General features: G+C 62.4%; 23 protein-coding genes and 1 pseudogene. 23 read left to right on the forward strand and 1 reads right to left on the reverse strand.

What is annotated here, in order from left to right:
* The first annotated feature begins 64 nt into the window (after positions 1–64).
* From QNO18_RS19165 to QNO18_RS19190, 6 genes are read left to right on the forward strand one after another with little or no spacing between them, the layout of a single operon-like run.
* A complete protein-coding gene (locus QNO18_RS19165) occupies positions 65–1,255 on the forward strand; it encodes a glutamine synthetase (protein ID WP_283179134.1) in 1,191 nt (396 codons plus the stop codon).
* Complete coding sequence (locus tag QNO18_RS19170; protein WP_283179135.1) at positions 1,255–2,427, forward strand: iron-containing alcohol dehydrogenase; 1,173 nt, start codon at positions 1,255–1,257, stop codon at positions 2,425–2,427. Before QNO18_RS19165 ends, QNO18_RS19170 begins: the two co-directional genes overlap by 1 nt.
* A 13-nt stretch (positions 2,428–2,440) precedes the next feature.
* Positions 2,441–3,220, forward strand: a complete 780-nt coding sequence (fabG, locus tag QNO18_RS19175; protein WP_283179136.1) for a 3-oxoacyl-ACP reductase FabG — start codon at positions 2,441–2,443, stop codon at positions 3,218–3,220.
* Between the two features lie 12 nt (positions 3,221–3,232).
* On the forward strand, positions 3,233–5,527 hold the full coding sequence (locus QNO18_RS19180; RefSeq protein WP_283179137.1) for a propanediol/glycerol family dehydratase large subunit: 2,295 nt from the start codon (positions 3,233–3,235) through the stop codon (positions 5,525–5,527).
* Positions 5,524–5,955: a diol dehydratase small subunit gene (locus QNO18_RS19185; RefSeq protein WP_283179138.1), complete on the forward strand. Its 432-nt coding sequence runs from the start codon at positions 5,524–5,526 to the stop codon at positions 5,953–5,955. The genes QNO18_RS19180 and QNO18_RS19185 overlap by 4 nt, the downstream gene beginning before the upstream one ends.
* A 13-nt stretch (positions 5,956–5,968) precedes the next feature.
* Positions 5,969–7,000, forward strand: coding sequence for an SDR family oxidoreductase (locus QNO18_RS19190; RefSeq protein WP_283179139.1), 1,032 nt, complete (start codon positions 5,969–5,971; stop codon positions 6,998–7,000).
* A 1,432-nt stretch (positions 7,001–8,432) separates the two neighbouring features.
* Here the strand turns inward: QNO18_RS19190 and QNO18_RS19195 are convergent.
* Positions 8,433–9,269, reverse strand: a pseudogene (locus QNO18_RS19195) (DDE-type integrase/transposase/recombinase).
* Positions 9,270–10,148: 879 nt separating this feature from the next.
* On the opposite strand from QNO18_RS19195, the gene QNO18_RS19200 reads away from it, so the two are divergent.
* The 17 genes from QNO18_RS19200 to QNO18_RS19275 all read left to right on the forward strand — a co-directional run bounded on the left by QNO18_RS19200 (position 10,149) and on the right by QNO18_RS19275 (position 24,982).
* Positions 10,149–11,075 (forward strand): LysR family transcriptional regulator, encoded by a 927-nt coding sequence (locus QNO18_RS19200; protein ID WP_283179140.1) that lies wholly within the window; start codon positions 10,149–10,151, stop codon positions 11,073–11,075.
* 348 nt (positions 11,076–11,423) lie between these two features.
* The gene (locus QNO18_RS19205) at positions 11,424–13,055 is read left to right on the forward strand and encodes an ABC transporter substrate-binding protein (RefSeq protein ID WP_283179141.1); all 1,632 of its coding nucleotides are present in this window, start codon (positions 11,424–11,426) and stop codon (positions 13,053–13,055) included.
* Between the two features lie 58 nt (positions 13,056–13,113).
* Entirely contained in the window at positions 13,114–14,079 is a 966-nt protein-coding gene (locus QNO18_RS19210) for an ABC transporter permease (RefSeq protein ID WP_283179142.1), read from the forward strand.
* The gene (locus QNO18_RS19215) at positions 14,072–14,920 is read left to right on the forward strand and encodes an ABC transporter permease (RefSeq protein ID WP_283179143.1); all 849 of its coding nucleotides are present in this window, start codon (positions 14,072–14,074) and stop codon (positions 14,918–14,920) included. Before QNO18_RS19210 ends, QNO18_RS19215 begins: the two co-directional genes overlap by 8 nt.
* Positions 14,917–16,074: an ABC transporter ATP-binding protein gene (locus tag QNO18_RS19220; protein WP_349293896.1), complete on the forward strand. Its 1,158-nt coding sequence runs from the start codon at positions 14,917–14,919 to the stop codon at positions 16,072–16,074. Before QNO18_RS19215 ends, QNO18_RS19220 begins: the two co-directional genes overlap by 4 nt.
* A complete protein-coding gene (locus tag QNO18_RS25740; RefSeq protein ID WP_349293897.1) occupies positions 16,071–16,544 on the forward strand; it encodes an ABC transporter ATP-binding protein in 474 nt (157 codons plus the stop codon). Before QNO18_RS19220 ends, QNO18_RS25740 begins: the two co-directional genes overlap by 4 nt.
* A gap of 14 nt (positions 16,545–16,558) precedes the next feature.
* Positions 16,559–16,882, forward strand: a complete 324-nt coding sequence (locus tag QNO18_RS19225) for a 2Fe-2S iron-sulfur cluster-binding protein (protein WP_283179144.1) — start codon at positions 16,559–16,561, stop codon at positions 16,880–16,882.
* Positions 16,882–17,190, forward strand: a complete 309-nt coding sequence (locus tag QNO18_RS19230) for an FAD-dependent oxidoreductase (protein WP_283179145.1) — start codon at positions 16,882–16,884, stop codon at positions 17,188–17,190. Before QNO18_RS19225 ends, QNO18_RS19230 begins: the two co-directional genes overlap by 1 nt.
* Positions 17,190–18,137 carry an FAD-dependent oxidoreductase gene (locus QNO18_RS19235; RefSeq protein WP_283179279.1) on the forward strand — a complete coding sequence of 316 codons (948 nt, stop codon included), beginning with the start codon at positions 17,190–17,192 and terminating at the stop codon, positions 18,135–18,137. Before QNO18_RS19230 ends, QNO18_RS19235 begins: the two co-directional genes overlap by 1 nt.
* A gap of 78 nt (positions 18,138–18,215) precedes the next feature.
* Positions 18,216–18,353 carry a hypothetical protein gene (locus QNO18_RS19240; protein ID WP_283179146.1) on the forward strand — a complete coding sequence of 46 codons (138 nt, stop codon included), beginning with the start codon at positions 18,216–18,218 and terminating at the stop codon, positions 18,351–18,353.
* Positions 18,354–18,451: 98 nt separating this feature from the next.
* Positions 18,452–19,261 (forward strand): amidohydrolase family protein, encoded by an 810-nt coding sequence (locus tag QNO18_RS19245; RefSeq protein WP_349293908.1) that lies wholly within the window; start codon positions 18,452–18,454, stop codon positions 19,259–19,261.
* A complete protein-coding gene (locus QNO18_RS19250) occupies positions 19,258–20,361 on the forward strand; it encodes an amidohydrolase family protein (RefSeq protein ID WP_283179147.1) in 1,104 nt (367 codons plus the stop codon). The genes QNO18_RS19245 and QNO18_RS19250 overlap by 4 nt, the downstream gene beginning before the upstream one ends.
* Positions 20,358–20,774, forward strand: a complete 417-nt coding sequence (locus tag QNO18_RS19255) for a Rieske (2Fe-2S) protein (RefSeq protein WP_283179148.1) — start codon at positions 20,358–20,360, stop codon at positions 20,772–20,774. Before QNO18_RS19250 ends, QNO18_RS19255 begins: the two co-directional genes overlap by 4 nt.
* 407 nt (positions 20,775–21,181) lie before the next feature.
* A complete protein-coding gene (locus QNO18_RS19260; protein WP_283179149.1) occupies positions 21,182–21,508 on the forward strand; it encodes a non-heme iron oxygenase ferredoxin subunit in 327 nt (108 codons plus the stop codon).
* A 64-nt stretch (positions 21,509–21,572) separates the two neighbouring features.
* A complete protein-coding gene (locus tag QNO18_RS19265) occupies positions 21,573–22,877 on the forward strand; it encodes a sugar ABC transporter substrate-binding protein (protein ID WP_283179150.1) in 1,305 nt (434 codons plus the stop codon).
* A gap of 129 nt (positions 22,878–23,006) precedes the next feature.
* Complete coding sequence (locus tag QNO18_RS19270) at positions 23,007–23,966, forward strand: ABC transporter permease (RefSeq protein ID WP_283179151.1); 960 nt, start codon at positions 23,007–23,009, stop codon at positions 23,964–23,966.
* Positions 23,963–24,982: an ABC transporter permease gene (locus QNO18_RS19275; RefSeq protein WP_283179152.1), complete on the forward strand. Its 1,020-nt coding sequence runs from the start codon at positions 23,963–23,965 to the stop codon at positions 24,980–24,982. The genes QNO18_RS19270 and QNO18_RS19275 overlap by 4 nt, the downstream gene beginning before the upstream one ends.
* Positions 24,983–25,002: the final 20 nt, after the last annotated feature.

The following is a 25,002-nucleotide window of genomic DNA, read 5'->3' on the forward strand; positions in this document are numbered from 1 at the left end:
GGGGCAAATACGCGACAAGTGCCAAGCTTAAATCCTGGCAGGAAAAGGGGGTGCCTTTTGCTCGGTGGTGCTGGGCTGGGACAGCCGCGACGCGCTGTATCAGAACCGGCATACCGGCTGGCATACCGGCTATCATGATGACCCGATCCGCGTGGTGCCGGGGCCGGGCCGGGTGATGCCCGGCGACGGTCGGCGGTTTCACCTGGTCGAATATGCCGATGGGCCGGGCGCGGCCCTTTGCCCGCGCCGGCTGGCGGGGCGGGTGCTGGACGAGGCCCGCGCCATGGGGTTCACCGCGCTGGCCGGGTTTGAGTATGAATTCTACGTTTTCCGCGAGACACCCGCCTCGGCTCTGGCCAAGGGCTATCGCGGCCTCACCCCCCTTAACCCGACAACCGGCGGCTATTCGGTGCAGCGGATGGCGGTTGAAGACGGCCTCTTCTCGGGGCTGATGGCGCTGGCGCGTCAGCTGGAAACGCCGCTGGAGGCGATCCATCCCGAAGCCGGTGAGGGCGCGATGGAATTCGCCTTCACCCCGTCAGAGCCGCTGGAAGGCGCCGACCGGGCGGCGATTTTCAAGGCGTTTTCAAGGGCCTGGGGCAATCAGAACGGGCTGAGCCTGTGCTATATGGCAAAACCGCTGAACGGCTTGCCCGGCTGCGGCGGCCATACGCATCTGTCTTTGTGGCAAGGGGAGCAGTCGGCCTTATATGACCTTGACGGCGAAGGTGGCCTGTCGCAGACCGCGCGCCATTTCATCGCGGGCCAGCTGAAATACATGCCTGAACTGCTGGCGCTTTACGCCCCGACGATCAATTCCTTCACCCGTCTTGCGCCCGGGTTCTGGGCGCCGACCGGTGCGACCTGGGGTTTCGACAACCGCACCTGCAGCCTGCGCGTCGTCGGCGACAGCGCAAAATCGATCCGGGTCGAGATGCGGCCCCCGGCAGCGGATGCGAACCCTTATCTGGTGCTGGCCGCAGCCCTCGCCTCGGGCCTGCAAGGGATCCGCGAAGGCCTCGACCCCGGCCCGGCGCTCAAAGGCAATGGCTATGAGGCGGACCTGCCGCCCGAACGCCGCTTTCCGGCCTCGCTGGCCGAGGCCGCCGCGCGATTGCGTGGATCGGATATGGCGCGCGCCTGGTTTGGCGACGCTTTTACCGACCATTTCGCCACCTCACGCGAGGCAGAGGTCACGGCACAACGCGCCTGGGTATCGGACTGGGAACTGAACCGTTACTTTGAGATGATCTGATGACTTACCCCCTGACTGCCCGCTGGACCTACCCGACCACCATCCATGCCGGAGCCGGCAAGATCGCCGGGCTCGGCGCCCATACCATTGCGGCCGGCATCCGGCGCCCGCTGGTTGTCACCGATAAGGGCCTTGCGCATCTGCCCTTTATCACCGCCGCGCTGGCGGCGCTGACAGCCGCTGGCCTTACACCCGCGCTGTTTTCCGATGTCCAGGGCAACCCGACCGATCTGAACCTCGAAGCCGGGATCGAAGCCTTCCGCAAAGGCGCGCATGACGGGGTGATCGTGATCGGCGGCGGCTCGGCGATGGATGTCGGCAAACTGGTCGCGCTGATGGAGGGGCAGACCATTCCGGTCTGGGATCTCGAAGATATCGGCGACTGGTGGACCCGCGCCGATGCCGACCGTATCCATCCGATTATCGCGGTGCCGACCACCGCCGGGACCGGGTCCGAGGTCGGGCGGGCGGCGGTTCTCACCAACACGACCGACCATACCAAGAAGATCATCTTCCACCCGAAAATGCTGCCGGTCCTGGTGATCGGCGATCCGGAACTGGCGCTCGGCCTGCCGCCCGCACTGACGGCGGCAACGGGCATGGACGCTTTCACCCATTGTTTCGAGACCTTCTGCGTCGAGAGCTTTCATCCGATGGCGGATGGTATCGCGCTGGAAGGCCTCAGGATTATCCGCGACGCCCTGCCGCGCGCGGTGAAGAACGGCCAGGATCTCGAGGCGCGGACGATGATGTTTGCCGCCGCGATGATGGGGGGCGTGGCGTTCCAGAAAGGTCTCGGCGCGGTGCATTCGCTGGCGCATCCGCTGGGGGCGATCCATGACATCCAGCATGGTCTCGCCAATGCGGTGATCCTGCCCTATGTGGTCGCCTTCAACCGCCGGGCGATTGAGGCGAAAGTCGCCCATGTCGCGCATAGCCTTGAAATTGAAGGCGGGTTTGACGGGTTCATGGCCTGGCTCCTCGACTTCCGTCGCGATCTGGGCATCCCGCATACCCTGGCCGAACTTGGCGCGACGGCAGAGCGCGCCGATGAGATCGCCGCGAAAGCGCTGGCAGATCCTTCGACCGGGGCGAACCCGCGCAAAATGGATCAGGATGATTTCCGCCGCCTCTACCTCGCCGCGCTGAGCGGTGATCTCACGATTTCATAAGGGAGGAAGCCCGATGTTCACCAGCCTGAATGGACAAAGCGCCATCGTCACCGGCGCGTCAAAGGGCATCGGGCGCGGCATCGCCCGCGCGCTGGCCGCAAGCGGTGCGCAAGTGACCCTGGTCGCGCGCGGCATTCCGGCGCTGGAGGCGGGGCGGGATGCCATCCTCGCGGATCTGCCCGGCGCGAAACTGCGGCTTGCCAGCTGCGACATTGCCGACTGGGCCGCCGTGAAAGCCATGGTCGATGAGGCGGCGGCAGCACAGGGTGGCCTCAATATCCTCTGCGCCAATGGCGGCATCTATCCGCAGACGACGATGGAGGCGATGGAGCCTTCCGAATGGGATCAGGTCATGGCGGTGAACACGCGGTCTTCCTTTCTGGCCGTGAAAGCCGCGCAGCCGCATTTCCGGAAAGCGGGCGGGGGGCGCGTCGTGCTGACCTCATCGATCACCGGCCCGATCACCGGCTATCGCGGCTGGACCCATTACGGCGCCTCCAAGGCGGCGCAGCTTGGCTTCATGCGCTCGGCTGCGATGGAGCTGGCGAAGGATAAGGTCACCATCAACGCCGTTCTGCCCGGCAATATCATCACCGAAGGCTTCGAGGGCAACGGGCCGGAATACCTGGCCGCGATGGAGGCGTCGGTGCCGCTGGGGCGGCTTGGAACGGTCGATGACATCGCCAATGCGGTGCTGTTCCTCGCCTCGGATCTTGCCGGCTATATCACCGCGCAGACCATCGTGATCGATGGCGGCCAGGTGGTGCCGGAATCGCTCGACGCGATGGCATAGGAACAGACGCAGATGTCAGACACCGTTCAGGTCAATCGCTGGCGCCGCTATTCTGACTGGGACGAGCGCCCCTTGCGGCTGGATCGTTTCGCAAAGGAAGATCCGGCCAATGGCTTTGCCGCCTTCAAAAGCCCGGCCGATCCGAAACCGGGGCTGACGCTCAGCGGCGGCCGGATCGCCTCGATGGATGGCGTTCTGGCGCATGATTTCGACATGATCGACGCCTTTATCGCCGAATATCACCTCGACCCGGCCATCGCCCCCGAGGCGATGGCAATGGGTTCGGGCGAGGTCGCGCGGATGCTTGTCGATATGCATGTCCCACGCGAGACGCTGGTGCGGCTGGCGCATGGCATGACGCCTGCAAAACTGGTCGATGTGGTGTCGCAGCTGAACGCGATGGAAATCGCCTTCGCATATTCGAAAATGCGCCCCAGGAAGACGCCCGGCAACCAGGCCCATGTGACCAATGCGAAAGACGATCCGCTGCAACTGGCCGCCGATGCGGCGGTGGCGGCGGGGCATGGGTTTGACGAGGTCGAGACCACGATGCGCGTCGCCCGCTGCGCCTGGTCGAATGCGCTGGCCTGCCTCGTGGGATCGTCGGTCGGCGAATGGGGGACCCTGTTCCAGTGTTCCTCGGAAGAGGCCGAAGAGCTGCGGATCGGCATGGCGGGCTTTACCTCTTACGCCGAAACCGTGTCGGTCTATGGCACGGAACGCAGCTTTACCGATGGCGATGATACGCCCTGGTCCAAGGCTTTCCTGGTGGCCGCCTATGCCTCGCGCGGGATCAAGGCGCGCTGCACCTCGGGTGGCGGGTCAGAGCTGCTGATGGGCTATCACGAGGCGAAATCGCTTCTGTATCTCGAAGCCCGCTGCCTTTGCCTGCAACGTGGCATGGGGGTGCAGGGCACCCAGAATGGCGGCATCGACGGCGCCCCGATCACCGCGTCAATCGCGGGCGGCATGCGCGAGATGATGGCGGAAAACCTGCTCGCGGTCTGGCTGGATCTGGAATGCGCATCGGGAAATGACGCGCGCGCGACCGAATCGGAAATCCGCGTCGGCGCCAAGATCCTGCCCTATCTGATCGCGGGCTCGGACCTGATCTGCTCGGGCTTTGGCTCGATCCTGAAATATGACAATTCCTTTAACCCATCGCTGTTCAACGGCGAGGAGATGGAGGATTTCCTCACCCTGCAACGCGATTTCGAGGCCGATGGCGGGCTGACCCCAATCCCCGAAGCCGAGGCGCTGTCACTGCGCATCCGCGCGGTCGGGGCGATCTCGGCGGTGCTCGAGGAACTCGGGCTGGCATCACCGACCGAGGCGATGAAGACCAGCGTCATCGCGGCATCGGGCTCGCGCGAGACACAGACCTTTTCCACCGGCGAGACGGCGCGGATCTCGGAAGAGATCCAGGCGCGCGGCATCAATGTGATCGATGTGATTCAGGCACTGGCAAAGCGCGGCTTCCAGCCCGAGGCCGAAAACCTTTTGAAAATCGTCAAGCTGCGGGTCTCGGGCGATTACCTGCAGACCTCGTCGATCATTCGCCAGGGCCGTATTCTTTCGGCAATCAATGACCCCAATGATTACGCGGGCCCCGGCACCGGCTATCGCATGACCGAGGCGCGCCGCGATGAGATCAACGAGATCCGCGATCTGATCGGCCAGTCCGAGGTGCTCTCGGACCAGGCCCGCCACCGGCGCGGCGAAAGCCGCCGCATCGCCTATGCGCCCCAGGGCGCGGCCCCGAAAGGCGCGGCCCCGCATGAGGTGGTGATCGGCATTTCGCCCGCCTTTGGCCTGCAACTTTACCAGACGACCGCCGGGCTGGCGCTCTCGGATGTGCTGGCGGCCCTGATCCGAGGCATCACCGCCGGGGGCGGCGTGGCGCGGATCCTCAGGATGCATCATACGGCGGATACGTCTTTTCTGGGGCTGACAGCGGCGGAAATGTCGGGCTCGGGCTTTGGCATCGGCATCCAGGCCAAGGGGACGGCGGTGATCCATCAGCGCGGCCGGATGCCGCATAACAATCTGGAACTCTTCTCGAACGCGCCGATCACCACCCTCGCGCATTATGAGAACATGGGCCGGAATGCCGCGCGCTGGACCCATGGCGAACGCCCCGAACCGGTCTCGGTGCCGACCGATGGCCAGGCCCTCGGGGCGCGGTTCCACGCCCAGGTCGCGCTGATCTATGCGATTGAAACCGGCCTGACCGATCCGAACCGCGCGCCCGAAGACATCACCGTGACCTTTCTGGATGCGGGCCCGGAGACAGGGGAAAAGCCATGACCACCAGACCACCCCGCCCCCTGACACGGGCCGATTTCCCCCTGGCCGAGACCGCGCCCGAAAAGGTGCGGGGCGCGCGCGGCAAGCCACTTGACGCGCTGACGCTGGACGCCGTGATGACGGGCGAGGTTACCATCGAAGACCTGCGCATCACGCCGCAGGCGCTGCTGGCCCAGGCCGAGATTGCCCGCGATGCCGGCCGCGCGGCGCTGGCCGCGAATTTCGAACGCGCCGCCGAGCTGGTCCATGTGCCGCAGGATCTCATCATGGAAACCTATGAGATGCTGCGGCCGGGGCGGGTGAAAGACAGCGCCGCGCTGCGCGCCCGGGCCGCGATGCTGCGCCGTGACCACGGCGCCGAAAAGCTGGCGGAATTCCTTGAAACCGCCGCGATCCATTACCAGCGCCGTGGTCTGACGCCCGGCTGAAAGGAGGCCCGCGATGCGGCTTGACGGAAAAATCGCCTTTGTCACCGGGGCCGGATCGGGGATCGGGCGCGGTTCGGCCCGGGCGCTGGCCGGAGCGGGCGCAATGGTGGTGGTTAGCGACCGCAATGGTGCCGCCGCCGGCCTGGTGGCCGCAGAGATCACCGGCTCCGGCCAGCGCGCCGAGGCGATGGCGCTCGACATGACCGACACGGCTGCGATCCGCGCAGCGATCCATGAGGTCATCACCCGCCACGGGCGCATCGACGTGCTGCATTCCCATGCCGGGATCCAGATCGAAGGCCGGCTCGATCAGGTGAGCCCGGATCAGATGGATGCGTCATGGGTGATGAATGTGCGTTCGCATTTCGTGGCGGCACAGGCGGTGATCACGCAGATGCAGGCGCAGAAAAGCGGCTCGATCATTATCACCGCCTCGAATTCCGGGGTGCAATATGATGCCGGGATGATCGCCTATGCGGTCACGAAACATGCCGCGGTCGCCATGGTGAAACAGATGGCGAAGGACTTCGCGAAAGACGGCATCCGGGTCAATGCGCTTTGCCCCGGTTTCATCGACACCCCGTTCAATGCCGGGTTTGAACGCCAGATGGGCGGGCGGGCCGGGCTTGAGGCCTATATCTCCACCGCGATCCCCGCCGGGCGTTTCGGCACGGTCGAAGAGGTCGCGGCGGCGGTGCTTTACCTCGCCTCCGACCAGTCGCGTTTCGTCACCGGCCTCGCGCTGGTCGCAGATGGGGGGAATGTCTCTGACAGGGCACTGAAGACATCGCTGAGCGGGACCGGTTTCCTGTTGCGGCTGCTTTCGGCATTCCGCTTCGGGTCCCGTGATGGCGGACGGATTGCTGTCAGACTGGTGTTTTCCTGTCATGCGGCCCGCCACCGGGGCAGTCGGACGATGGTGTTGGCAGTCATCGTCAGGATAAGCGCAAGCGCCCCCGTTCGATGCCGCGTCCGAGAGCCTGTACAATGCCGCCGACGATCATGGTTCGGCCCAGGGGCTCTTCGATCCGTTTGCGCGGCCTGACCGACAGAACACCGCTTTTGTGCCTGGACTTGCAGCCATCGTCGCCGCATATCGCGATCTCTGCGCGACATGCAGCCCGGCGCAGGTCGCGAGCGGTTCGGTAACGAACGCGGCCGCATCTTACCAGGGGCAGCCACTAGGCAGATCCGGGGCGAATGGCGGTGTCTCATCTCGCATGCCGCGCCTTTCCCCCTTCCACTGGCGCGGGTGGGGTCGCCCTCAAAGATCGGGCCCGGGCGCTTCTCCATCAGCACCGTCGTCGGGGGACCTCCTCGACAGCCGCGCATCCGGGCCGTGACCGGGCCATGGATTTCTTTCCCCGGCTTCTGGCCACGAAAGTCGGCTTCAGCATTGCGGCTCTTTCGGGTGGAGCGAGGCATTGGGGACCAGTCTGTTCGGCCTGTGGTCTGATGAGCCTGTCTGGGCCGGGTGGATTGCCCGGACCCTCATGGGGTTGACTATCATCCGCCCTGGACCGGAAAGGCTTCATCGCGGCCATTCGCCACCGGACCTGAACTGGCGGCGTCTCCCGGAACGCTTTCGGGAACGCCCAGGTATCCAGCCTGCCGCCAACCGATAAGGGATCGACCAATAGCAGCGGAGCGACCTCGTGGTGGCCCGGCTGAGGAAGATCAGCTACGGTTCGGGGCACTGTTTGCCTGAAGAGACGGCCATCCCCTTGCGCGACATCGCTTCCGACCTGAACAGGTTGCGGGTCTTCGTGCACACGGCGGGCACTCCTTCCGGAGCGTCGATGCCAGGGCCTGGGACCCAACGGAACAGAGGGTATACCATCTCCTCCACCAACGGCCGCTCAGAGCGTATCGGGACCAGGATCTGTATATGAATCGCGCGGGTTATGCCGGAGGCTCCTACGCGTGGGGAAGCTAAGGCATCATGAGCAAGCAATGAACAGGCTTTTTCGCAAAATGCGGGAAAGCGCCATGCGCCTGGTCCTCGATGATGAGGGGCAGCGTGGGTCGCGCTGACAGGCGGTCATGTCGATTGCCGCGAAGATCGGCTGTGCGCCTCAGATGTTGCATGACGGGGCCCAGAAGACCGAGGCTGATAGCGGCAAACGCCCGCGTGTACCCCGGCAGGAACGCCGGGCAGATGGTGGATTTGAAACGAGATCCTGATCAAGGCGTCAGCGTAATTTGCGATCGCGGAGCTCGACCGCAGGTCGAAGGGATGGTGGCGGTTCATTGACTCGCACCGGGATGCGCTCCGGGGGCGAGCCATGGTCACGCCATTGGTCCAGGAGACCATGGCGACGGCCGATCTGGGCGGTTCTGCAGGTCACGCCTTTCGCATGATACAATCACCCGGCCAATCATGCCAGGCCTCACTTGGCGCTCCTCCGTTTGAGCTTTCGTGACGAAAACCATTGGCGACAATCTCAGCCACTGGCTTCGATCTCCGATCCTGGCATTCATGTGTTCAGTCTCGCCATCTGGTGGATCAGGTTAAGGATGAATCTGTCAGGCTCTGATGTCCAGATCTTGCAGATGTGTTCGTAAGGTGTGAGTCCTCGGAAGGTATTGAGCCTGCGCGCGAAACTGTATGCCGCCATTTAGTCTGCGAGCTTCGTTCGCAGTTGGTTGTGACTGTCGTAATGAAAGCTTTTGACGGTGGCTTCCAAGATCGTGCGGTTCATCCCTTCGACCTGACCACTGGTCCATGGATGGTTGGGCCTGGTCGGCCTGTGCTCAATCCCGTTTGCCTCGCAAATCATGTCGAAGCGCACCGGCCTAGAATAGATGGTATTCCGGTTCCGCGGTAGCTCTGCGAACTGGATTCGGTTGTCGGTGAGAATGATATGGACCGAGGTCAGGGCACGACTTCGAGCATGTGCTGAAGGAATTCCCAGGCACTTTTTCTGTCGGCTTTGTCGAAGAGTTGGGTCACAGAGAACTTGCTCGTCCGGTCAATGCCAGCGAACAAATATAGTTTGCCTTCAGCGGCTTGCACCTCTGCGACGTTGATGTGGAAGAACCCTAAAGGGCAGCGCTTGAACTTCGATCGCTTCGGCTTGTCGCCCTCCATACCAGGGAGGCGCGAGATGCCATGCCGCTGCAGACAGCGGTGCAGTGCTGATCGCGTCAGGTGGGGGATCGAAGGCTGCAAAGGATAAAGGCAATCGTCTGTTGGCAGCAGCGTATGGCGCCGGAATGCCACGACTATCGCCTCCTCAGCCTCCGTCAGCACGGTGGATCGTGGCTCGGATAGCGTGCGTGGTCGTGGCGCTGCCATAGCGAACTTGTCCCAGAGGGCATCCTTCCATTCCAGAGAAACGATCACACCATCAAACCGTGGGATCAAACACCTGGGACCGGACCGTCTCATCGTCCACTTCCACCGCAGGCTTTTGCCGCCATGCTCGAAGATCTCCGCCGCCCTGTTGAGCAGCGATTTCTTTCCCTGATGGAACAACGCCGGATGCACCCGGTATTCGGCGGCCAGATCCGACACCGTGCACTCGCCTTTTACAGCACGCGCGCCTGGAAGACCGCGTCATGGTTCTTGCGCTTGCGCATGCCTGATCTCCTCGTCCTTCGAGACAAGCAAACGTCAGATGGTAGTTTTCGTCACTGTCCGGCTTTCGGCGCATAGTTCAGCGGGCGGTCAGTGCCGGAAGCGCGAACAGGAGTTGAATATAATTGAAGCAGTCATGAAAGCTTGCTCTTGTCAGACCCATGACGTTTTCGAAGATGAAGGCTTGCGGGCGGGCTTCCAGAGGCGAGATCCTCGCTTCCGTCGTAGACGGTGAAGTCAACGTAGCGCAGGTCGCCTTCAGTCAACGTCCAGTCTTCGCCACTCTTTGACAACGTGGATTGGTACGGCGGGACGGTAGCGCAACACCATTTTTTGAACCAGCAACTGCCCTTGGTCTGCGGCCGGCCTCAGCCATGCCGACGCCAGGGCCGCTGGCCCAACTGAAAAGTTCCAGTGGCAACCCCGACATGCTGATGCTCTTCCAGTCTGTCCCATATTTTGCAACATCCGACCGAAGCGTTCAGGATCCGTTATCCTTGACCAGTCTGTTGCTCGACTTTGCCGCATTGCTCCGGCCTCTGCCCTGCGGCAGGCAGGTTGACATGACACTGGCGGTACCGTGTATTGCGCCAAAATCTCCGGGGGCAACTCAATGGATCGCAGACGCCTGCCCCTTAACGCGCTTCGCGCCTTCGAGGAAGTCGCTCTTCAGGGCAGCTTCCGCGCCGCCGCCGACAGTCTGAACGTGGCCCAAAGCTCGTTGTCACGCCATGTTGCCACGCTCGAACATGCGGCGGGAGTGTCTTTGTTCGAACGCCATCCCCGCGGCATAGAATTGACCCCTGCGGCGGAAAAGCTGCTGAGTTCGGTGCGCAAGTCCTTTGACCGGCTGAGCCTGACGCTCGACGAGATTGGGGCCCAGAGCACCGAATTGCGCGTGTTGAGCGTCTACTTCGCCCCGAGTTTCGCGAGCCTTCTGGCGGTATCGGCGCTTAAGGATTTCAGGCAGCTCTGCCCGGGGATCACGCTGGATATCAGTTGCCTGACGCTGCCACAGCATCAGAACAACCCGCCCGATGCGGCCGTCATCTACTCCCGCCCGATCATCAGCGATAAAGTGATCAATCTGCTCTGGCAGGTAGAAAGCACGCTGATCTGTCATCCTGACCTGGTGAGCGACAGCCCGCTGGACAGCGCCGAAGCCCTGGATGCCTTTCTAGGCCGCAACGAACTTTTGCACGTCCGCGTCGATGACGGTGACCGCTTTTCGCTTTGGAAGCAGTTTGCCGGCGTGCACGGGCTGCGCGGCCCTGTCGCGCGTGGACTGACCTTTGACACAGCCGAGCTGGCGATCCGCTATGCGCAGAACGGCAATGGGATAGCCTTGCTGGACCCGACGCCGTTTCAGCCGGAAATCGTTGCGGGAAACCTGATCTGTCCCTCGCCGCTGCGTCTGACACCGGGCTACGGATACTACCTCGTCTGTGATGCCGAAGCGCTTGAGGATACAGCCGTTGTGCTGTTCAGGAACTGGCTGATCCAGCAATTCTGCAAGTCTGACCGGGTAGCAGGTCTCTGAGCGGAACCAGGCTACGGCTCGTCTGAACCAACTCCCGCTGCCACATCGCCGCCAGATCTGCCGCACGCCGGGCGGAGATATCAGCTCCTGATGTTGACGTGCTGCGCCCCTACCCTGCCGCCCGGGGAATATGGCAGGCCCGCGCATGCCTGAAATGAATGTAGTATATTGTTTTAAAAAACTTAAATCTGATGTGCTTTTTATAGATCCCCCGATCTCATTACTCTGCTTGTGGCTGCGCAAATGTTGCACCTAGGTTGCAGCAATAAGCGGTGCCGCTGCAGCCATCCCCGTTTTTGCAGCGGCAACCGACCCCAAATCAAAAAATAATTCGCCAACAGGAACGTCATGACCATTCTCAAAATGAACAGCGGAAAACCCCTTCACCCGGAAGTGGAAGATCTGTGTCAGAAATATACGAACAATGGCCTCGACCGGCGGGCCTTCCTGCGCACGATGTCCTGGCTCGGGGTCTCGGCGGCTTCTGCGGCGGCCTTTACCGGGATCGCCGGCGGGGTGGCACGCGCTGATGAGGCAAAGCTGCCGGTGGCGGGCGGCGAATTGCGCTTTGGGATGACGGTGCAGGAAATCACCGACCCGATGCTGACCAGCTGGACAGAGGCATCAAACCTCTTCCGCAACAGCCTTGAATACCTGACCTATGTTGACAGCGAGAATGTCACGCATCCCTATCTGGCCAAAAGCTGGACGCCGTCAGATGATCTGAAAACCTGGGATTTCGAGCTGGATGAGCGCGCAAAATGGTCAAATGGCGATGCATTCACCGCCGATGATGTGGTGTTCAACATCGCACGCTGGATCGCGCCGGAGTCGCAATCCTCGAATAAAACCGCCTTTTCGGCGATCGAAAAAGTCGAAAAGACCGGTGAGCACTCGCTGCGCCTGACGCTGTCACGCGGTGTCGTTTCGCTGCCCGAACAGCTTTACGCTTATAATTGCCCGATGCTGCATCGGGACTTTGAAAAAGACGGTGCCAACTGGCCGGCAAATCCGGTCGGCACCGGCCCCTTCGCGCTGAAAACCTATGAAGTCAGCCGTCAGGCGGTCTTTGAAAAGCGCGCCGATTACTGGGGAGAACCGGCCTATCTTGACCGTATCACCTATGTTGATGTCGGCGCCGATGTGACCACGCAGCTTGCGGCGCTGGCCAGCGATCAGATCGATGTGATCTTCAGGGCCGCAATCACCGATGTCGATATCATTTCCAAACTTCCCGGTGTCAGGCTGCTGCGGTCTGAACCCGCGCATACGATCGTGATGCGGATGAAGACCGATGAGAAACCTTTCGACGATATCAGGGTGCGCCAGGCGGTGCAGCTTGCCGCCGACAATGATCAGATGCTGGCAATTGCCTATCGTGGCGAAGGCGTGGTGGGCGGCAATTATCATGTCTCGCCCAAGCATCCCGATCATTTCCCGCTGCCCCCCATTGCGCGTGATGTCGAAAAGGCGCGGGCGCTGCTGGCCGATGCCGGCTACCCGAACGGCATCGATCTGGAACTGGTGCTGGGCAATACCCAGGGCAAATGGGAACAGGATACCGCCCAGGTTCTGCAGCAAAACCTGGCAGAGGCCGGGATCCGACTGACGCTGAATGTGCTGCCCTCGACCCAGTACTGGCCGGTCTGGAACAAGGTGCCCTTTGGTCTGACCTATTGGGCGCACCGGCCTTTGGGGGTGATGACGCTCAATCTTGCGTATCGCAGCGGCGGCGCCTGGAATGAGAGCGCCTTTGCCAGCCCCGAATTTGATGCCGCGCTCGACAGGGCCATGACGATCATCGACCCGGTTGAGCGCGCGGCCGCCATGCAGGAGGTCCAGACCATTCTGCGCGATGCCGCGGTAATCGTGCAGCCTTTCTGGCCCAAGGAATTCTCGGCCTGCACCGAGCGGGTGCAGGACTATGATTTCCACCCCTCGCATTACTACCGGATGGACCGGGTCTGGGTCACCTCCTGAGACCACCATGCCCGCATCAGACGCAATGATCTGAACCTCCGGAAAGAACAGGACGCGAATGACCGCTTTTTTATTCCGCAAGCTCGGCTGGGCTGCGGCAACAATGCTGACCGTCTCGATACTGGTCTACCTTGCGCTAGAGGTGAATGTCGACGATGTCGCCGCCAAGGTGCTGGGGCAGTTCTCGACCGAAGAACAGCGGGAGGCCTGGCTTTTGGCCAATGGCTATCGTGACCCGCTTGTGCTGCGCTATGGCCGCTGGCTTGTCGCGTTCCTGACCGGTGACTGGGGCCTCTCCAGTCACTTCCGGGCCCCGGTGATCGAGATCATTCCGGCAAGGCTGGGCGCCTCGCTGCTGCTGGGCGCCTGTGCCCTGCTGGTGATGGTCCCGACCGCACTGCTGCTGGGGGTGCTTGCCGGCATGCGGCCCAATTCGGTGATGGACCGCGTTGTTTCGGTATTTGCGATCCTCTCGACCTCGGTGCCCGATTTCGCCTCGGCGGCACTGCTCTCGGCCATCTTTGTGTTCTGGCTTGGGGTATTGCCCGGCACCAGCACCATGCTGACCGGATTTTCCCTCAGCGAGCTGGTGCTGCCGGTCACCGTTCTGGCGCTTTACTCGACCGGTTATCTTGCGCGCATCACCCGCGCCGCAATGGCCGAGGTCATGGCCTCGCATTATGTGCGCACCGCCCGGCTGAAAGGCGCGGGCACCTTCCGGATCGTGTTTCACCATGCGCTGCGCAATGCGCTGATCGTCCCTGCCACCGTGGTGATGATGCAGGTGCCCTGGCTGCTTTCGGGCGTGATCGTGGTCGAGGTTTTCTTTGCCTATAAAGGCTTCGGCTCGCTTCTCTATGATGCGGCGCTGAACAGCGATATCTATCTGATCGAGGCCTGCGCCATGGTCAGCGTCGTGGTTGTCGTGCTGTCTCAGATCCTCTCTGACCTCGCCTATGTCTGGCTCAATCCCCGCATCAGCCTCTCTGGTGCTGAACGCAGCGCGGGGGTGGCAGATGCCTGACAGCAAACTCAAAGCCTATCTCTGCCACCCTATGGTGCTGATCGGGGGCGGCATCTCGCTCGCCTGGCTGCTCATCGCCCTGCTGGCGCCTCTGATCGCCCCCTATGATCCGCTGCGCATGCTGAAGCCGCTGGCGCAGCCGCTGACCCCGGATCCGGCTGGCGGGATGTTCTGGCTGGGCACCGATCTCGTGGGACGCGATATCCTGTCGCGGCTGATCTACGGCGCCCGCACCGTGGTGGTCTATGCAACGCTGGCCACCCTGACCGCTTATGCAGTGGGGATCAGTGCCGGACTTGCCGCAGGCTATCAGCGCGGTCGCACCGATATGGTCCTGTCTTTCATCGCCAATGTCGTGCTCTCGTTCCCGGTTCTTGTGCTTTACATCCTGATCATCGTGGTCATCGGTCCCTCGCCGCTCAACATCATCCTCGCGGTGACATTTGCCAGCGCCCCGGCGATCTTTCGTATCGTGCGCGCGATCAGTCTCGATATCTCCAGCCGCGATTTCGTCGCCGCTGCCCGAACCCAGGGCGAAAGCCCCTGGCGGATCATGCTGGTGGATATTCTGCCCAATGCCACTGGGCCGCTTGCCGTCGATTTCTGCCTGCGGATCGGCTATACGGCGATCAAACTGGGGACCCTCGGGTTTCTCGGGCTTGGCCTGCCTCCTCCTACACCGGACTGGGGTTCCATGGTCAATGAAGGCCGCGCGATGGCGATGGCATTTCCCTATCTTATCATCTTTCCATGCCTCGCAATCTCTTCGCTGATGCTTGGTCTCAGCCTGCTGGCCGATGGTCTGAAAGACGTATCCGGCCGGATGGAGCGCCAGTCATGACCGATCCTGTCAATCCCGGCGCCATCACAGCTCCGCGGCCGGTTCTGAAGCTTGAAAACCTCAGCATCAGCCTGCCAAAGGGCGCAGACCGGTCACTGGCGGTCTCGGACGCCAGTCTTGAACTGCACCCGGGCGAGATCCTCTGTCTCGTCGGGGAATCCGGCTCCGGCAAATCGGTCCTTTCCGCCGCCGTGATGGGGGCGGTGCCGCGTGGTCTTGACGTTGTGACGGGGCATATCCTGCTGAATGGCACCGATCTGACCGGGCTGAGCGAGCCACAGCTGCGGCAAATGCGCGGCCGCGATATCGCGATGATCTTTCAGGAGCCGATGTCCTCGCTCAACCCTGCAATGACCGTCGGGGAACAGATCGAGGAAGTCTTTCTGCTGCATTCCGATATTGACGCAGCCGAGCGCCGCAAGCGCGCCCGCGCCCTGATCGAGGCAATGCATCTGCCGGATCCCGACCGCATCCTTGCCTCATTCCCGCATTGCCTGTCCGGCGGCCAGTGTCAGCGGGTGGTGATTGCGATGGCCCTGGCGCTTAACCCCAAAGTGCTGGTCGCCGATGAGCCGACCACCGCGCTTGATGTGACCACACAGGCGCAGGTGCTGAAACTGATCCGTGAATTGCGTGACGTCTATAACCACGGGATCCTCTTTATCACCCATGATTTCGGCGTGGTTGCCGATATCGCGGATCGTATCGCCGTGATGAAAGACGGGGTGATCGTCGAGCTTGGCCCGGCGCGCGCTGTGCTGGAGGCGGCAAGTCATCCCTATACGCGCAGTCTGATTGCCGCGATCCCGGGCCTGGCGCCGCGCCTGCGCCCGGCGCCGGAACGCAGCCAGATCGCGCTGAAAGCCGCCGGGCTCTGCCACAGCTTCGGGGCCATGCGCGCGCTTGATGAGATCAGCCTTACCCTGTTTCGCGGTACCGTGCTCTCGGTTGTCGGAGAATCCGGCTCGGGCAAATCCACGCTGGCAAAGGCGCTGATCCGCCTTATCGAACCAAAAGCGGGCCGGGTCGAGGTCGGCGGCACCGACATCCTTGCGCTGCCCCCGCGTGATCTGGCGCAGTGCCGGCGCCGCATCCAGATGATCTTTCAGGATCCTTTCGAATCCCTCAACCCCGACGGCGGGTCGGTGATATGATCGCGCGGGCGGCCATTCTCGCCGGCACGCCACCGCGTGAGGCGCGCGGCGTTGCCGAAGAGCTTCTGACCCTCGTGGGCCTGCAACCCTCGACTTACACGCGGCGTCCGGCGGCCTTTTCCGGCGGGCAGCGGCAAAGGATCGGTATTGCCCGGGCGCTGGCGATGCGGCCCGATGTTCTGATCGCCGATGAAAGCCTCTCGGCGCTGGATGTATCGGTGCAGGCGAAGGTGCTGGACCTGCTGCGCGATCTCCAGGCCCGGCTGGATCTGGCGATTCTCTTCATCACCCATGATCTGCGTGTCGCGGCCCAGATCAGCGATGACATCATCGTCATGCAAAAGGGCCGCATCGTCGAGCAGGGGCGGGCCGCCGCGATCCTCAGCGATCCGCAGCATCCCTATACAAGGGAGCTGCTGGCGGCAGCGCCGGGTCGCACCACGCTAAGCACTCTTTCTGCCGCAAACTGACCCCCAGGACCGAAATGCTCAATATTACCTTCATTCAGCCCGATGGAAGCCGCCGCGAGATCGAAGCCATGCCGCATGAAAGTGCTATGGAGGCGGCGATGCGGCATGATGTCGGGGGGATCGTGGCGGAATGCGGCGGCTCCTGCATGTGTGCCACCTGCCATGTCTATGTCGATGCAGCCTTTCTCGGCATCGCCGGTGCTGCCGGTGATATGGAACAGGGTATGCTGGAAATGGCGGCGGCAGAGCTGCGGCCCGAAAGCCGGCTGGCCTGTCAGCTGATCATGGCGCCTGAAATGGACGGGCTGATCCTGCATGTCGCGGAAAGGCAGATCTGATGACAGCCGGGACGATCATCATCGGCGCCGGTCATGCCGGCATTCAGGCCGCCGCAAGCCTGCGGCTCGAAGGCTATGACGGGCCCATCCGGGTGATGACCGATGAAAGCAGCCTGCCCTATCACAAGCCACCGCTGTCAAAGGCCTTTCTGAAGCAGCCCGAGCCCCGGCCCCAGCTTTTGCGGGCGGAAAGCTTCTATAGTTCAAATAAGATCACGCTGGAGCGTGATGTCCGTGTCGCAGAGATCCGGCCGATGCCCATCGGATACGGCTGCGCTGCGGCCGGGAAGAGGCCTATGACAAGCTGATCCTCGCCACCGGCGCCAGGCCTCGCCCGCTCGTATTGCCGGAAGGTTCCGGCCTTCAGGACGCGCAGATCGCAGCGTTGCGCACGCTTGCCGATGCCGAAGCGCTGCGTGCGCAGATCGCCGCCAGCCGCAGTCTCGTGATTGTCGGGGCCGGGTTCATCGGGCTGGAACTGGCGGCTACCCTGGTCGCTCTGGGCAAGACCGTCACTGTGACCGAAATGTCCGACCGGGTGCTGGGCCGGGTCGTGGCACCGGCGGTTTCGTTCCATATCCTGGAAACGCTGCGGGCCGCAGGCGTGACCATCCATCTGAACTCGGGCCTGAGCATGATCGGCCCGGGTCGCGGGCATCGTCACGAAGTGCATCTCACGGGCGGGGAAAGGATCGGGGCCGATCTGATCCTGAGCAGCATCGGGGTCGAGCCTGATACCGGCCTGGCCCACGCGGCGGGCCTGCGCTGTGACAACGGCATCCTGGTGGACGGGCTGATGCAGACCTCTGACCCCGACATCCTCGCGATCGGTGACTGCGCCCGATTTCCGCACAAGGCCAGCGGCCGGCTGCTGCGGCTGGAATCGGTTCAGGCGGCGACCGATCAGGCCAAAACCGCAGCCGCAACCCTCTGCGGGCGCGCAGCGCCCTATGCGGCCCTGCCATGGTTCTGGTCGGATATCGGCGATCAGAAACTGCAGATGGCAGGCCTTTCGGCCGGGGCTGACCAGCAGTTCCTGCTCCGCTCGGGTGAGGATGGCGCGTTTTCCGTCTGCCACTTCGCGGGCCGCCGGCTGCTGGCGGTCGACTCGGTCAACCGGCCTGCCGACCATCTTCTCGCGCGCAAGATGCTGAACGCGGGCTTCTCGCCACGCCCCGAAGATATCGCCGCAAACCGCCTCGCCGAAGCCTTTGCCGCCTGGCAAAGCACGCCGGCCATATCGGCAGATCAGTAGACATTTCGGAAATACGAAAGAGAGTTCGACGCTCATGACTGAGGTTCACCCCCGGCAAAGCCGCTTCCGCCTGAAAGCGTGGATTGTGATGTTCATCATCCCAACCCGACCACCGCCGATCTGCTGCCCTATCTGCCCGAGGTCTGGCAGGATCTGATAACGGCGCGGGGAATTCTGCAATTCGACAGCATCGCCTATCCGAACAATGCCCCCTGACCTGCCGCCCGGACTGGCGCGACAGCACGGGCGGGCTGCGCAATGATGCCGCGCGGCTTGGCGCGACTGTACTGGGAGAATTCGGGGCCGGAACCGCAATCCTGAACAATCTCTGCGGTGTGCATATGGTCTATGACACCGATATGGCGATTGCCCTGACCCGCGCCATCAACGACTGGACTCGCGCTGAATGGCTGGACCGCCATCCCGGACTGCGCGCCTCGATGCTGATCCCGCTGCAGGACATGGAGGCCGCTGAGGCTGAAATCGAGCGTTGTGCCGCCGATCCGCGCTTTGTGCAGATCCTGCTGCCGGCGGCAGCGCATGTGCCCTATGGCAACCGCTCGTTCCGCCCGCTGTACCGCGCTGCCGTCCGTCACCGGCTGCCGGTGGGCATCCATGCCGGCAGCGCCTATCACCACCCGGTGACCTCGGTCGGCTGGCCGAATACGGTGATCGAGGACTACGCCGCCCAGGCGCAGATCCTGCAATCGCAGTTGGCAAGCCTGGTGTCAGAAGGCGTTTTCACCGAATTCCCCGCGCTCAGAGTGGTGTTTCTGGAATCCGGTGTGAGCTGGCTTCCGGCCTTCATGTGGCGCTTCGGGAAATTCTGGAAGGGCCTGCGCTTTGAGACGCCCTGGGTCGACCGGCTGCCCGCTGAAATCATCCGCGACCATATCCGCTTTACCACCCAGCCTTTCGATGCGCCGGATGATCCGGACATCCTCGCCCGGCTGATCGACCAGATCGGCTCGGATCAGGTCCTGCTCTATGCCTCGGACTATCCGCACTGGCAGTTCGACGGCAGTAACCCGCTGCCGAAATCCTTCGATGCGGCGCTGATCCGCAAGATCGCTTTGGAAAATCCCCTTGCCACCTATCCCCGCCTTTCGGAGAAAAGCTCATGACCGCGCCGGCTGGAATTACGACAAAAGATCAGGCCGTTGTGCAGAAGGTGATCGACTGCGACGTGCATCCGAAACTGTCATCGGCTGAGGATCTGAAGCCATTTCTCAGTGCCGAATGGGGGGCGCATCTCTCCACCTATGGGCTGCGCTACCGTATGGGCTATCAGGACGGCAATCCGTTTCCCAAGGCGGCGCCTGCCTCATCGCGCCGCGACACCTGGCCCGAACAGGGGCTGCCCGGGTCTGATGTCGGGCTGCTGCAAAGCCAGCTGCTCGATCTTTACAATATGGAATTTGGTATCATGAATCCGCTCTGGCCCACCGGCCAGGGGGTGCTGGGCGATGCCTTTTCCGCCGCGCTCTGCCGTGCCACCAACCTGTGGCAGCTGGAACTTTACAATCGTCCTGAGCCGCGGCTGAAATGCTCGATCTGCGTGCCTTATGAGAATGGGGATCTGGCCCGCAAGGAGATCGAACATTACGCCGGGGATCAGCGTTTCGCCCAGGTGCTTCTGCTCAGCCGCACGGCGGAACTGCTGGGCCAGCGTCGCTACTGGCCGATCTTTGCCGCAGCCGAAGCGGCGAACCTGCCGGTCGGCATCCATGTGTTTGGCTATTCCGGCCATGCGATCACCCCGACCGGGTGGCCATCCTATTACATGGAAGAAATGACCGAACATGCGCCCTCGGCCCAGGCCATGCTGTCGAGCATGATCTTTGAAGGTCTGTTCGAGGCTTATCCCGGCACAAGAATCGTGCTGCTTGAAGCCGGTTTCGCCTGGCTTCCGGCTCTCGGCTGGCGGCTTGACCGGCTTTGGGAGCGGATGCGCAGTGAGGTCCCGCATGTGAAACGGCCGCCCTCTGAATACCTGCGCCAGCATGTCTGGGTTGCCACCCAGCCGATGGAAGAGCCGGAAAACCGGCGCCAGCTCGTCGATGTGCTCGACTGGATCGGACATGACCGGGTTGTTTTCTCATCGGATTATCCGCATTGGGATTTCGATGACCCCCGCTTTTCGCTGCCGCCGCATCTGAGCCCGGAGCTGAAACGTGCCATTCTTTATGAGAATGCAAAATCCCTCTACGGAGCGCGCGGATGACACGTTTCAGGGTTGGCACAACCGACTGCATTGCTGAAGGCGGCCGTCTGAAGATCGAAATCAATGGCAGGCCAGTGGTGATCTTCAATGTCGAAGGGCGCTTCTATGCCCTCTCGGATCGCTGTCCGCATCAGGGCGGGCCGCTGTCCGGCGGCGATCAGATTGGCGAGCTGCGGGCAGAGCGGGTGGGCGAGCATCAGTATTGCCGGCGCAATATGACGGTGCGCTGCCCCTGGCATCACTGGGAATTCGATATCGAGACCGGCCGCTCACGGATTGACCCCGCCCGACTGAAAGTGCGCTCGTTTGAGACGGCGGTGGAGAGCGGCCCGGACTGCGATGAGAATGAGGTGCCCAACGCGACCACCTATCAGACAGTTGCGGATCAGGGCGTGCTTTACGTGATCATGTAAACAGTCGCGCGCAGTCAGAGATCCGCCGCAGCGGAGATTGCGCGCGTCATCTCAAACGCGCACCGGCACGGGCGGCCCCCTGAACCATAAATCTGCGGATGGTCAGCCCGTCCTCCGGTCATACCTGGTGCAACAGCACAGCGCTGCCCGGCTTGCGCTCTTGCTCGGCAACTGCACAGTCCCACAGAACGGCCCACAGAACGGCCCGCAGTACAGCCTGACTGCCAGCGACGTATATCGTATCATCAGCATCCGGGGGCAAACCCCTGTCACGGGTGATCTCAGCAGTCTGCCACTCCCACTCGCCCAGAGCCTTCCTGCACTTTCTGCAATGGCGGCATTTGATAAATGAATTATGCGCCCTGGCATCCCTGCGGCTACGGAAAGGTGTAAGTAGGGAGTAGATTATGACAGGCACTACGACTGGCACCTGGGTCATTGCGGTTTCTGTTGCCGAGCTGGATGACGGCGACGCAATGCGTTTCGATCATGAAGGCCGCTGTGTCGCGGTCTATAATGCTGGCGGCACGTTTTACGCTTCGGCCGGCATTTGCAGCCATGAACATGCCTTCATGTCAGAGGGCTATCTCGATGGTCATATCATCGAATGCCCCCTGCATCAGGCGCTGTTTGATATCCGTACCGGCGCCAACCTGTCACCTCCTGCGACGAAATCCCTGCAGACCTATCCGACCCGGGTGGAAAACGGCCAGGTGATGGTTCTGCTGGGCTGATGAGGCACGGTGCTGCGTCGGAGGAGACGCGCAGCGCCGCAAAGAAAAATCAAGGGAGGAACGAATGAAACTGACACGCCGCAGCGTGCTTGGCAGCGCATTGGCATCGACGGCTCTTGCAGTCATACCCACCGGAATTCTGCCGCATCTCGCGCAGGCTCAGACTGGCGGGGGGGTGCACAGCGTCCTGAACGCCCTGATCGCGCAATATGCAGCGGCCGCCGCCGAAGGGATGAAGAACGCCTCTGTCGCCGCCCTTTATGACCGCGACGCTTTCGCCGATTACCTCGACGTCTATCCGGTGGCCGATCTGGTCGATGGCTTTGACTGGAAGCCGGGCATGGGTGCAACCTTTACCGGGCCCTATAGCAAGCTCGAGATCAAGGCCCCGTTCACGGATTACATTCCGCTTCCCGAGGGGCCGGTGCTGGACCCGGCGAAGACCTATAAGATCGGCTTCGTCTTCCACGGCTTCAACCATCCCTGGCTGATTGCGCTTGCAGATACCGCAGCCTGGGAGGCGGCGCGTCACCCGAATATCGAGATCGAAGTCGTCGATGCAGAATTCGATGACAACAAGATGGGCCAGATCATTGATACCTGGGTGACGCGCAAGTTTGACGGGATCGTCCTCTGGCCCTCGCGCGAGGCGCCGATGGGGCCGCCGGTGGATCGTGCCATTGATGCCGGCATTCCGGTGGTCAGCGTTGACCGCCGCACCTCGTCGCAGAAGATCAGCTCGGAAGTTCTGGGGAATTTTTACGCGAATGGTCTGCAACAGGGGCTTTATCTCAAGCATTCCGGCCGGACCGGCAAGATCATCCTCAACCGCAAGGATCTGGGCAGCACCGCCGATTCCATCCGCACCGGCGCATTCCTCCAGGTGATCGGCCAGGAAGAAGGCTTTGAGATTGCGGGGAATTACCACACCAACAGCCAGCGTTCGCTTGCGTTCCAGTCAACCGTGGATGCGCTTCAGGCGATCCGCGATGTTGCGGTCAGCTTCAATACCGGCGGCGAAGAGGCAATGGGCGCACTCGATGCGATCCGCGAAGGCAACCGGCTCGATTCCGCGCCTGACGGCAAGCGTATCGCCATCCTCGCCAATGATGATGCGAAAGAGGTGCTGCATGAGGTGGAACAGGGCAATATCGCCATGGTTTCCCCCTACACGCCGCTGATCGGTGATATCGGGATCCGGACGGTCCTTCTGCATATCGGGGCGAAAGAGGGGCTGAATGATGCGCCGCCGCGCCTGGTGCTGACCCCGAACCTGCCGATGATCACCCGTGAAAAGATGACCATCGAAGGGGTCGAAACCATGACGCCGGCCGAATGGCCCTATGCTTACGGTCCGGCCGTCGCCTGAGCGGGCCCGGATCCGACGGCGGCTTCTGGCTGGCTTTGCCACCCGGAAGCCGCCGGTTTCCTCCGCAGCCCTTGCCAACGGAGACTTCCTTTGTCTGATATCCAGAAAACTCACAGCCCCGCAGTTTTTATGCGGGCCGGGCCCCGTCTTGCCCGGGCCTTCGGGAGCGCTGGCGGTGACCTGAACCGCCTTTTCGTGCTGATCGCGCTGCTGGTGAGTGGCGCGCTGCTGTTTCCCGGATTTGCCAGCCCCGGCAATGCAATGGTGATCCTGACCTCGGTTGCCGGGGTCGGGATCCTGGCCCTTGGCATGACCATGGTGATCATCACCGGCGAAATTGACCTTTCTGTCGCGGGGATTGCGGTGCTTTCGACCGTGATCGGCGGCGTCCTGCTGCCAGGGGGCTCGCCGGTGATGGTGATCGGAGCGGTTTTGCTGACCGGGCTCGTCCTCGGGCTGATCAACGGGATCCTCGTGGCCGCGCTGCGGCTGTCTTCACTGATCGTGACCCTGGCCACTATGGGGATCGCCAGCGCGCTGGCGAATATCATCTCACGCGGACAGGCAAGCTACCCGAATGCGATGCCGGAATTCCTCTGGTTCGGGCGCGGCGCAATCGCCGGCCTGCCGGTGCCGGTTGCCCTCTTCCTGCTGGCGGCAGCTGTCGCGCTGGTGCTCACCGGATCGGCCAGCTTCGGGCGCAGGCTTTATGCCACCGGCGGCAATGCACGGGCCGCGGAACTGTCCGGTGTTCAGACCTGGAAAGTCCGGCTGACGGTTTTCGCCTTGTCAGGCCTTGCGGCAGCGCTGGTCGGCCTGATCGAAAGCGCGCGTCTGGGCTATATCAATCCTGCCGGTTTTGTGGGGCTGGAGCTGAAGGTTCTGGCGGTCGCGGTCCTTGGCGGAGCAGCGCTTTCCGGCGGCGTCGGCTCGGTCCGGGGGGCGGTTCTTGCCACGCTGATCATCGGCTGCATCAACAATCTGCTGAACCAGGCCGGGGTCAGTTTCTACATGCAGCAGGTGGTGACCGGGCTGGTGATCCTTGCGGTCGTGGCCCCTGGTTTCAGCAAAAGGATTGATGTTCGATGAGCATTGCAACGACGCCCCGCCACAGGGGGCCTGCGATCATACCCCAGCTGATCGGCAACCCGCTTTTGTGGCTGCTGGTGCTGATCCTGGCCCTGGGCCTGATGACCAGCCCGGTCTTTCTCAGTGGCAATAACATCGCCAATGTCCTGCGCAATGCCGCAGTGGTCGGGCTGCTGGCCACCGGTTTTTCGGTGGTGCTGCTGACCGGGCGGATCGATCTGTCGATTGCCTCGGTCATGGTCTTTTCGGTGATTGCAGGTGTGCTGCTGACAACCGAAGCCGGGCGATATCTCGGATTTCGCTGGATGGTGCGCGGCAATACATTTGCCGGTCCGGAAGCGCTGGCCATCGGTCTCTGCCTGGCAAGCGGGGCGCTGCTCGGGTTGCTGAACGGGCTTGGCTCCGTCGGGCTGAAGATCACCTCTTTCATCTTCACCCTGATCACCATGACCGCGCTGCGCGGCGTCAGCTATCTGATCACCAATGGCGCGCCGGTCTATTATTCGGAAGGGCTGATGCGCTGGCTGGGCGAGGCCGTGTTCTTCGGCCTGCCGGTGGGCTTCATTCTGTTCCTTGCCATGGCGGTTCTGCTGCATCTGACCCTCAGCGGAACGGTTTTCGGCCGCAGGCTGATGGCTATAGGCGGCAATGAAAAAGCCGCGCGTTACAGCGGCATCAATACCGGGCTGATCGTGATTGCGGCCTTTGTGATCAGCGGATTTTGCGCGGCACTGGCGGGTGTGCTGTTCACTGCCCGGCTGATGTCGGTCGAGCCGGCCCTGGCGCAGGGCTATGAGCTGATCGCCATCACCATCGCCGTCATCGGCGGGATCAGCCTCGCGGGCGGCACCGGGTCGATCCCGAATGTCCTGCTCTCGGCGGTGACATTTTCGGCGGGGCTCAATCTGCTCGCGATCTGGGGGATCGCGACATGGTATCAGAACCTTGCCATTGGCATAGCCCTGATCGCAACCGTGATCCTGACGCGGGTGCTGAACAAGGCAAAACCGTCCTGAGCGGCGGAGATAACGGGAGG

Source organism: Gemmobacter sp. 24YEA27, assembly GCF_030052995.1.
Taxonomy (GTDB): Bacteria; Pseudomonadota; Alphaproteobacteria; order Rhodobacterales; family Rhodobacteraceae; genus Pseudogemmobacter.

Coding starts and splice junctions, on each gene's coding strand:
- QNO18_RS19170 (WP_283179135.1), top strand. CDS start 1,255: ATGACTTACCCCCTGACTGCCCGCTGGACCTACCCGACCACCATCCAT.
- fabG (WP_283179136.1), top strand. CDS start 2,441: ATGTTCACCAGCCTGAATGGACAAAGCGCCATCGTCACCGGCGCGTCA.
- QNO18_RS19180 (WP_283179137.1), top strand. CDS start 3,233: ATGTCAGACACCGTTCAGGTCAATCGCTGGCGCCGCTATTCTGACTGG.
- QNO18_RS19185 (WP_283179138.1), top strand. CDS start 5,524: ATGACCACCAGACCACCCCGCCCCCTGACACGGGCCGATTTCCCCCTG.
- QNO18_RS19190 (WP_283179139.1), top strand. CDS start 5,969: ATGCGGCTTGACGGAAAAATCGCCTTTGTCACCGGGGCCGGATCGGGG.
- QNO18_RS19200 (WP_283179140.1), top strand. CDS start 10,149: ATGGATCGCAGACGCCTGCCCCTTAACGCGCTTCGCGCCTTCGAGGAA.
- QNO18_RS19205 (WP_283179141.1), top strand. CDS start 11,424: ATGACCATTCTCAAAATGAACAGCGGAAAACCCCTTCACCCGGAAGTG.
- QNO18_RS19210 (WP_283179142.1), top strand. CDS start 13,114: ATGACCGCTTTTTTATTCCGCAAGCTCGGCTGGGCTGCGGCAACAATG.
- QNO18_RS19215 (WP_283179143.1), top strand. CDS start 14,072: ATGCCTGACAGCAAACTCAAAGCCTATCTCTGCCACCCTATGGTGCTG.
- QNO18_RS19220 (WP_349293896.1), top strand. CDS start 14,917: ATGACCGATCCTGTCAATCCCGGCGCCATCACAGCTCCGCGGCCGGTT.
- QNO18_RS25740 (WP_349293897.1), top strand. CDS start 16,071: ATGATCGCGCGGGCGGCCATTCTCGCCGGCACGCCACCGCGTGAGGCG.
- QNO18_RS19225 (WP_283179144.1), top strand. CDS start 16,559: ATGCTCAATATTACCTTCATTCAGCCCGATGGAAGCCGCCGCGAGATC.
- QNO18_RS19230 (WP_283179145.1), top strand. CDS start 16,882: ATGACAGCCGGGACGATCATCATCGGCGCCGGTCATGCCGGCATTCAG.
- QNO18_RS19250 (WP_283179147.1), top strand. CDS start 19,258: ATGACCGCGCCGGCTGGAATTACGACAAAAGATCAGGCCGTTGTGCAG.
- QNO18_RS19255 (WP_283179148.1), top strand. CDS start 20,358: ATGACACGTTTCAGGGTTGGCACAACCGACTGCATTGCTGAAGGCGGC.
- QNO18_RS19260 (WP_283179149.1), top strand. CDS start 21,182: ATGACAGGCACTACGACTGGCACCTGGGTCATTGCGGTTTCTGTTGCC.
- QNO18_RS19265 (WP_283179150.1), top strand. CDS start 21,573: ATGAAACTGACACGCCGCAGCGTGCTTGGCAGCGCATTGGCATCGACG.
- QNO18_RS19270 (WP_283179151.1), top strand. CDS start 23,007: ATGCGGGCCGGGCCCCGTCTTGCCCGGGCCTTCGGGAGCGCTGGCGGT.
- QNO18_RS19275 (WP_283179152.1), top strand. CDS start 23,963: ATGAGCATTGCAACGACGCCCCGCCACAGGGGGCCTGCGATCATACCC.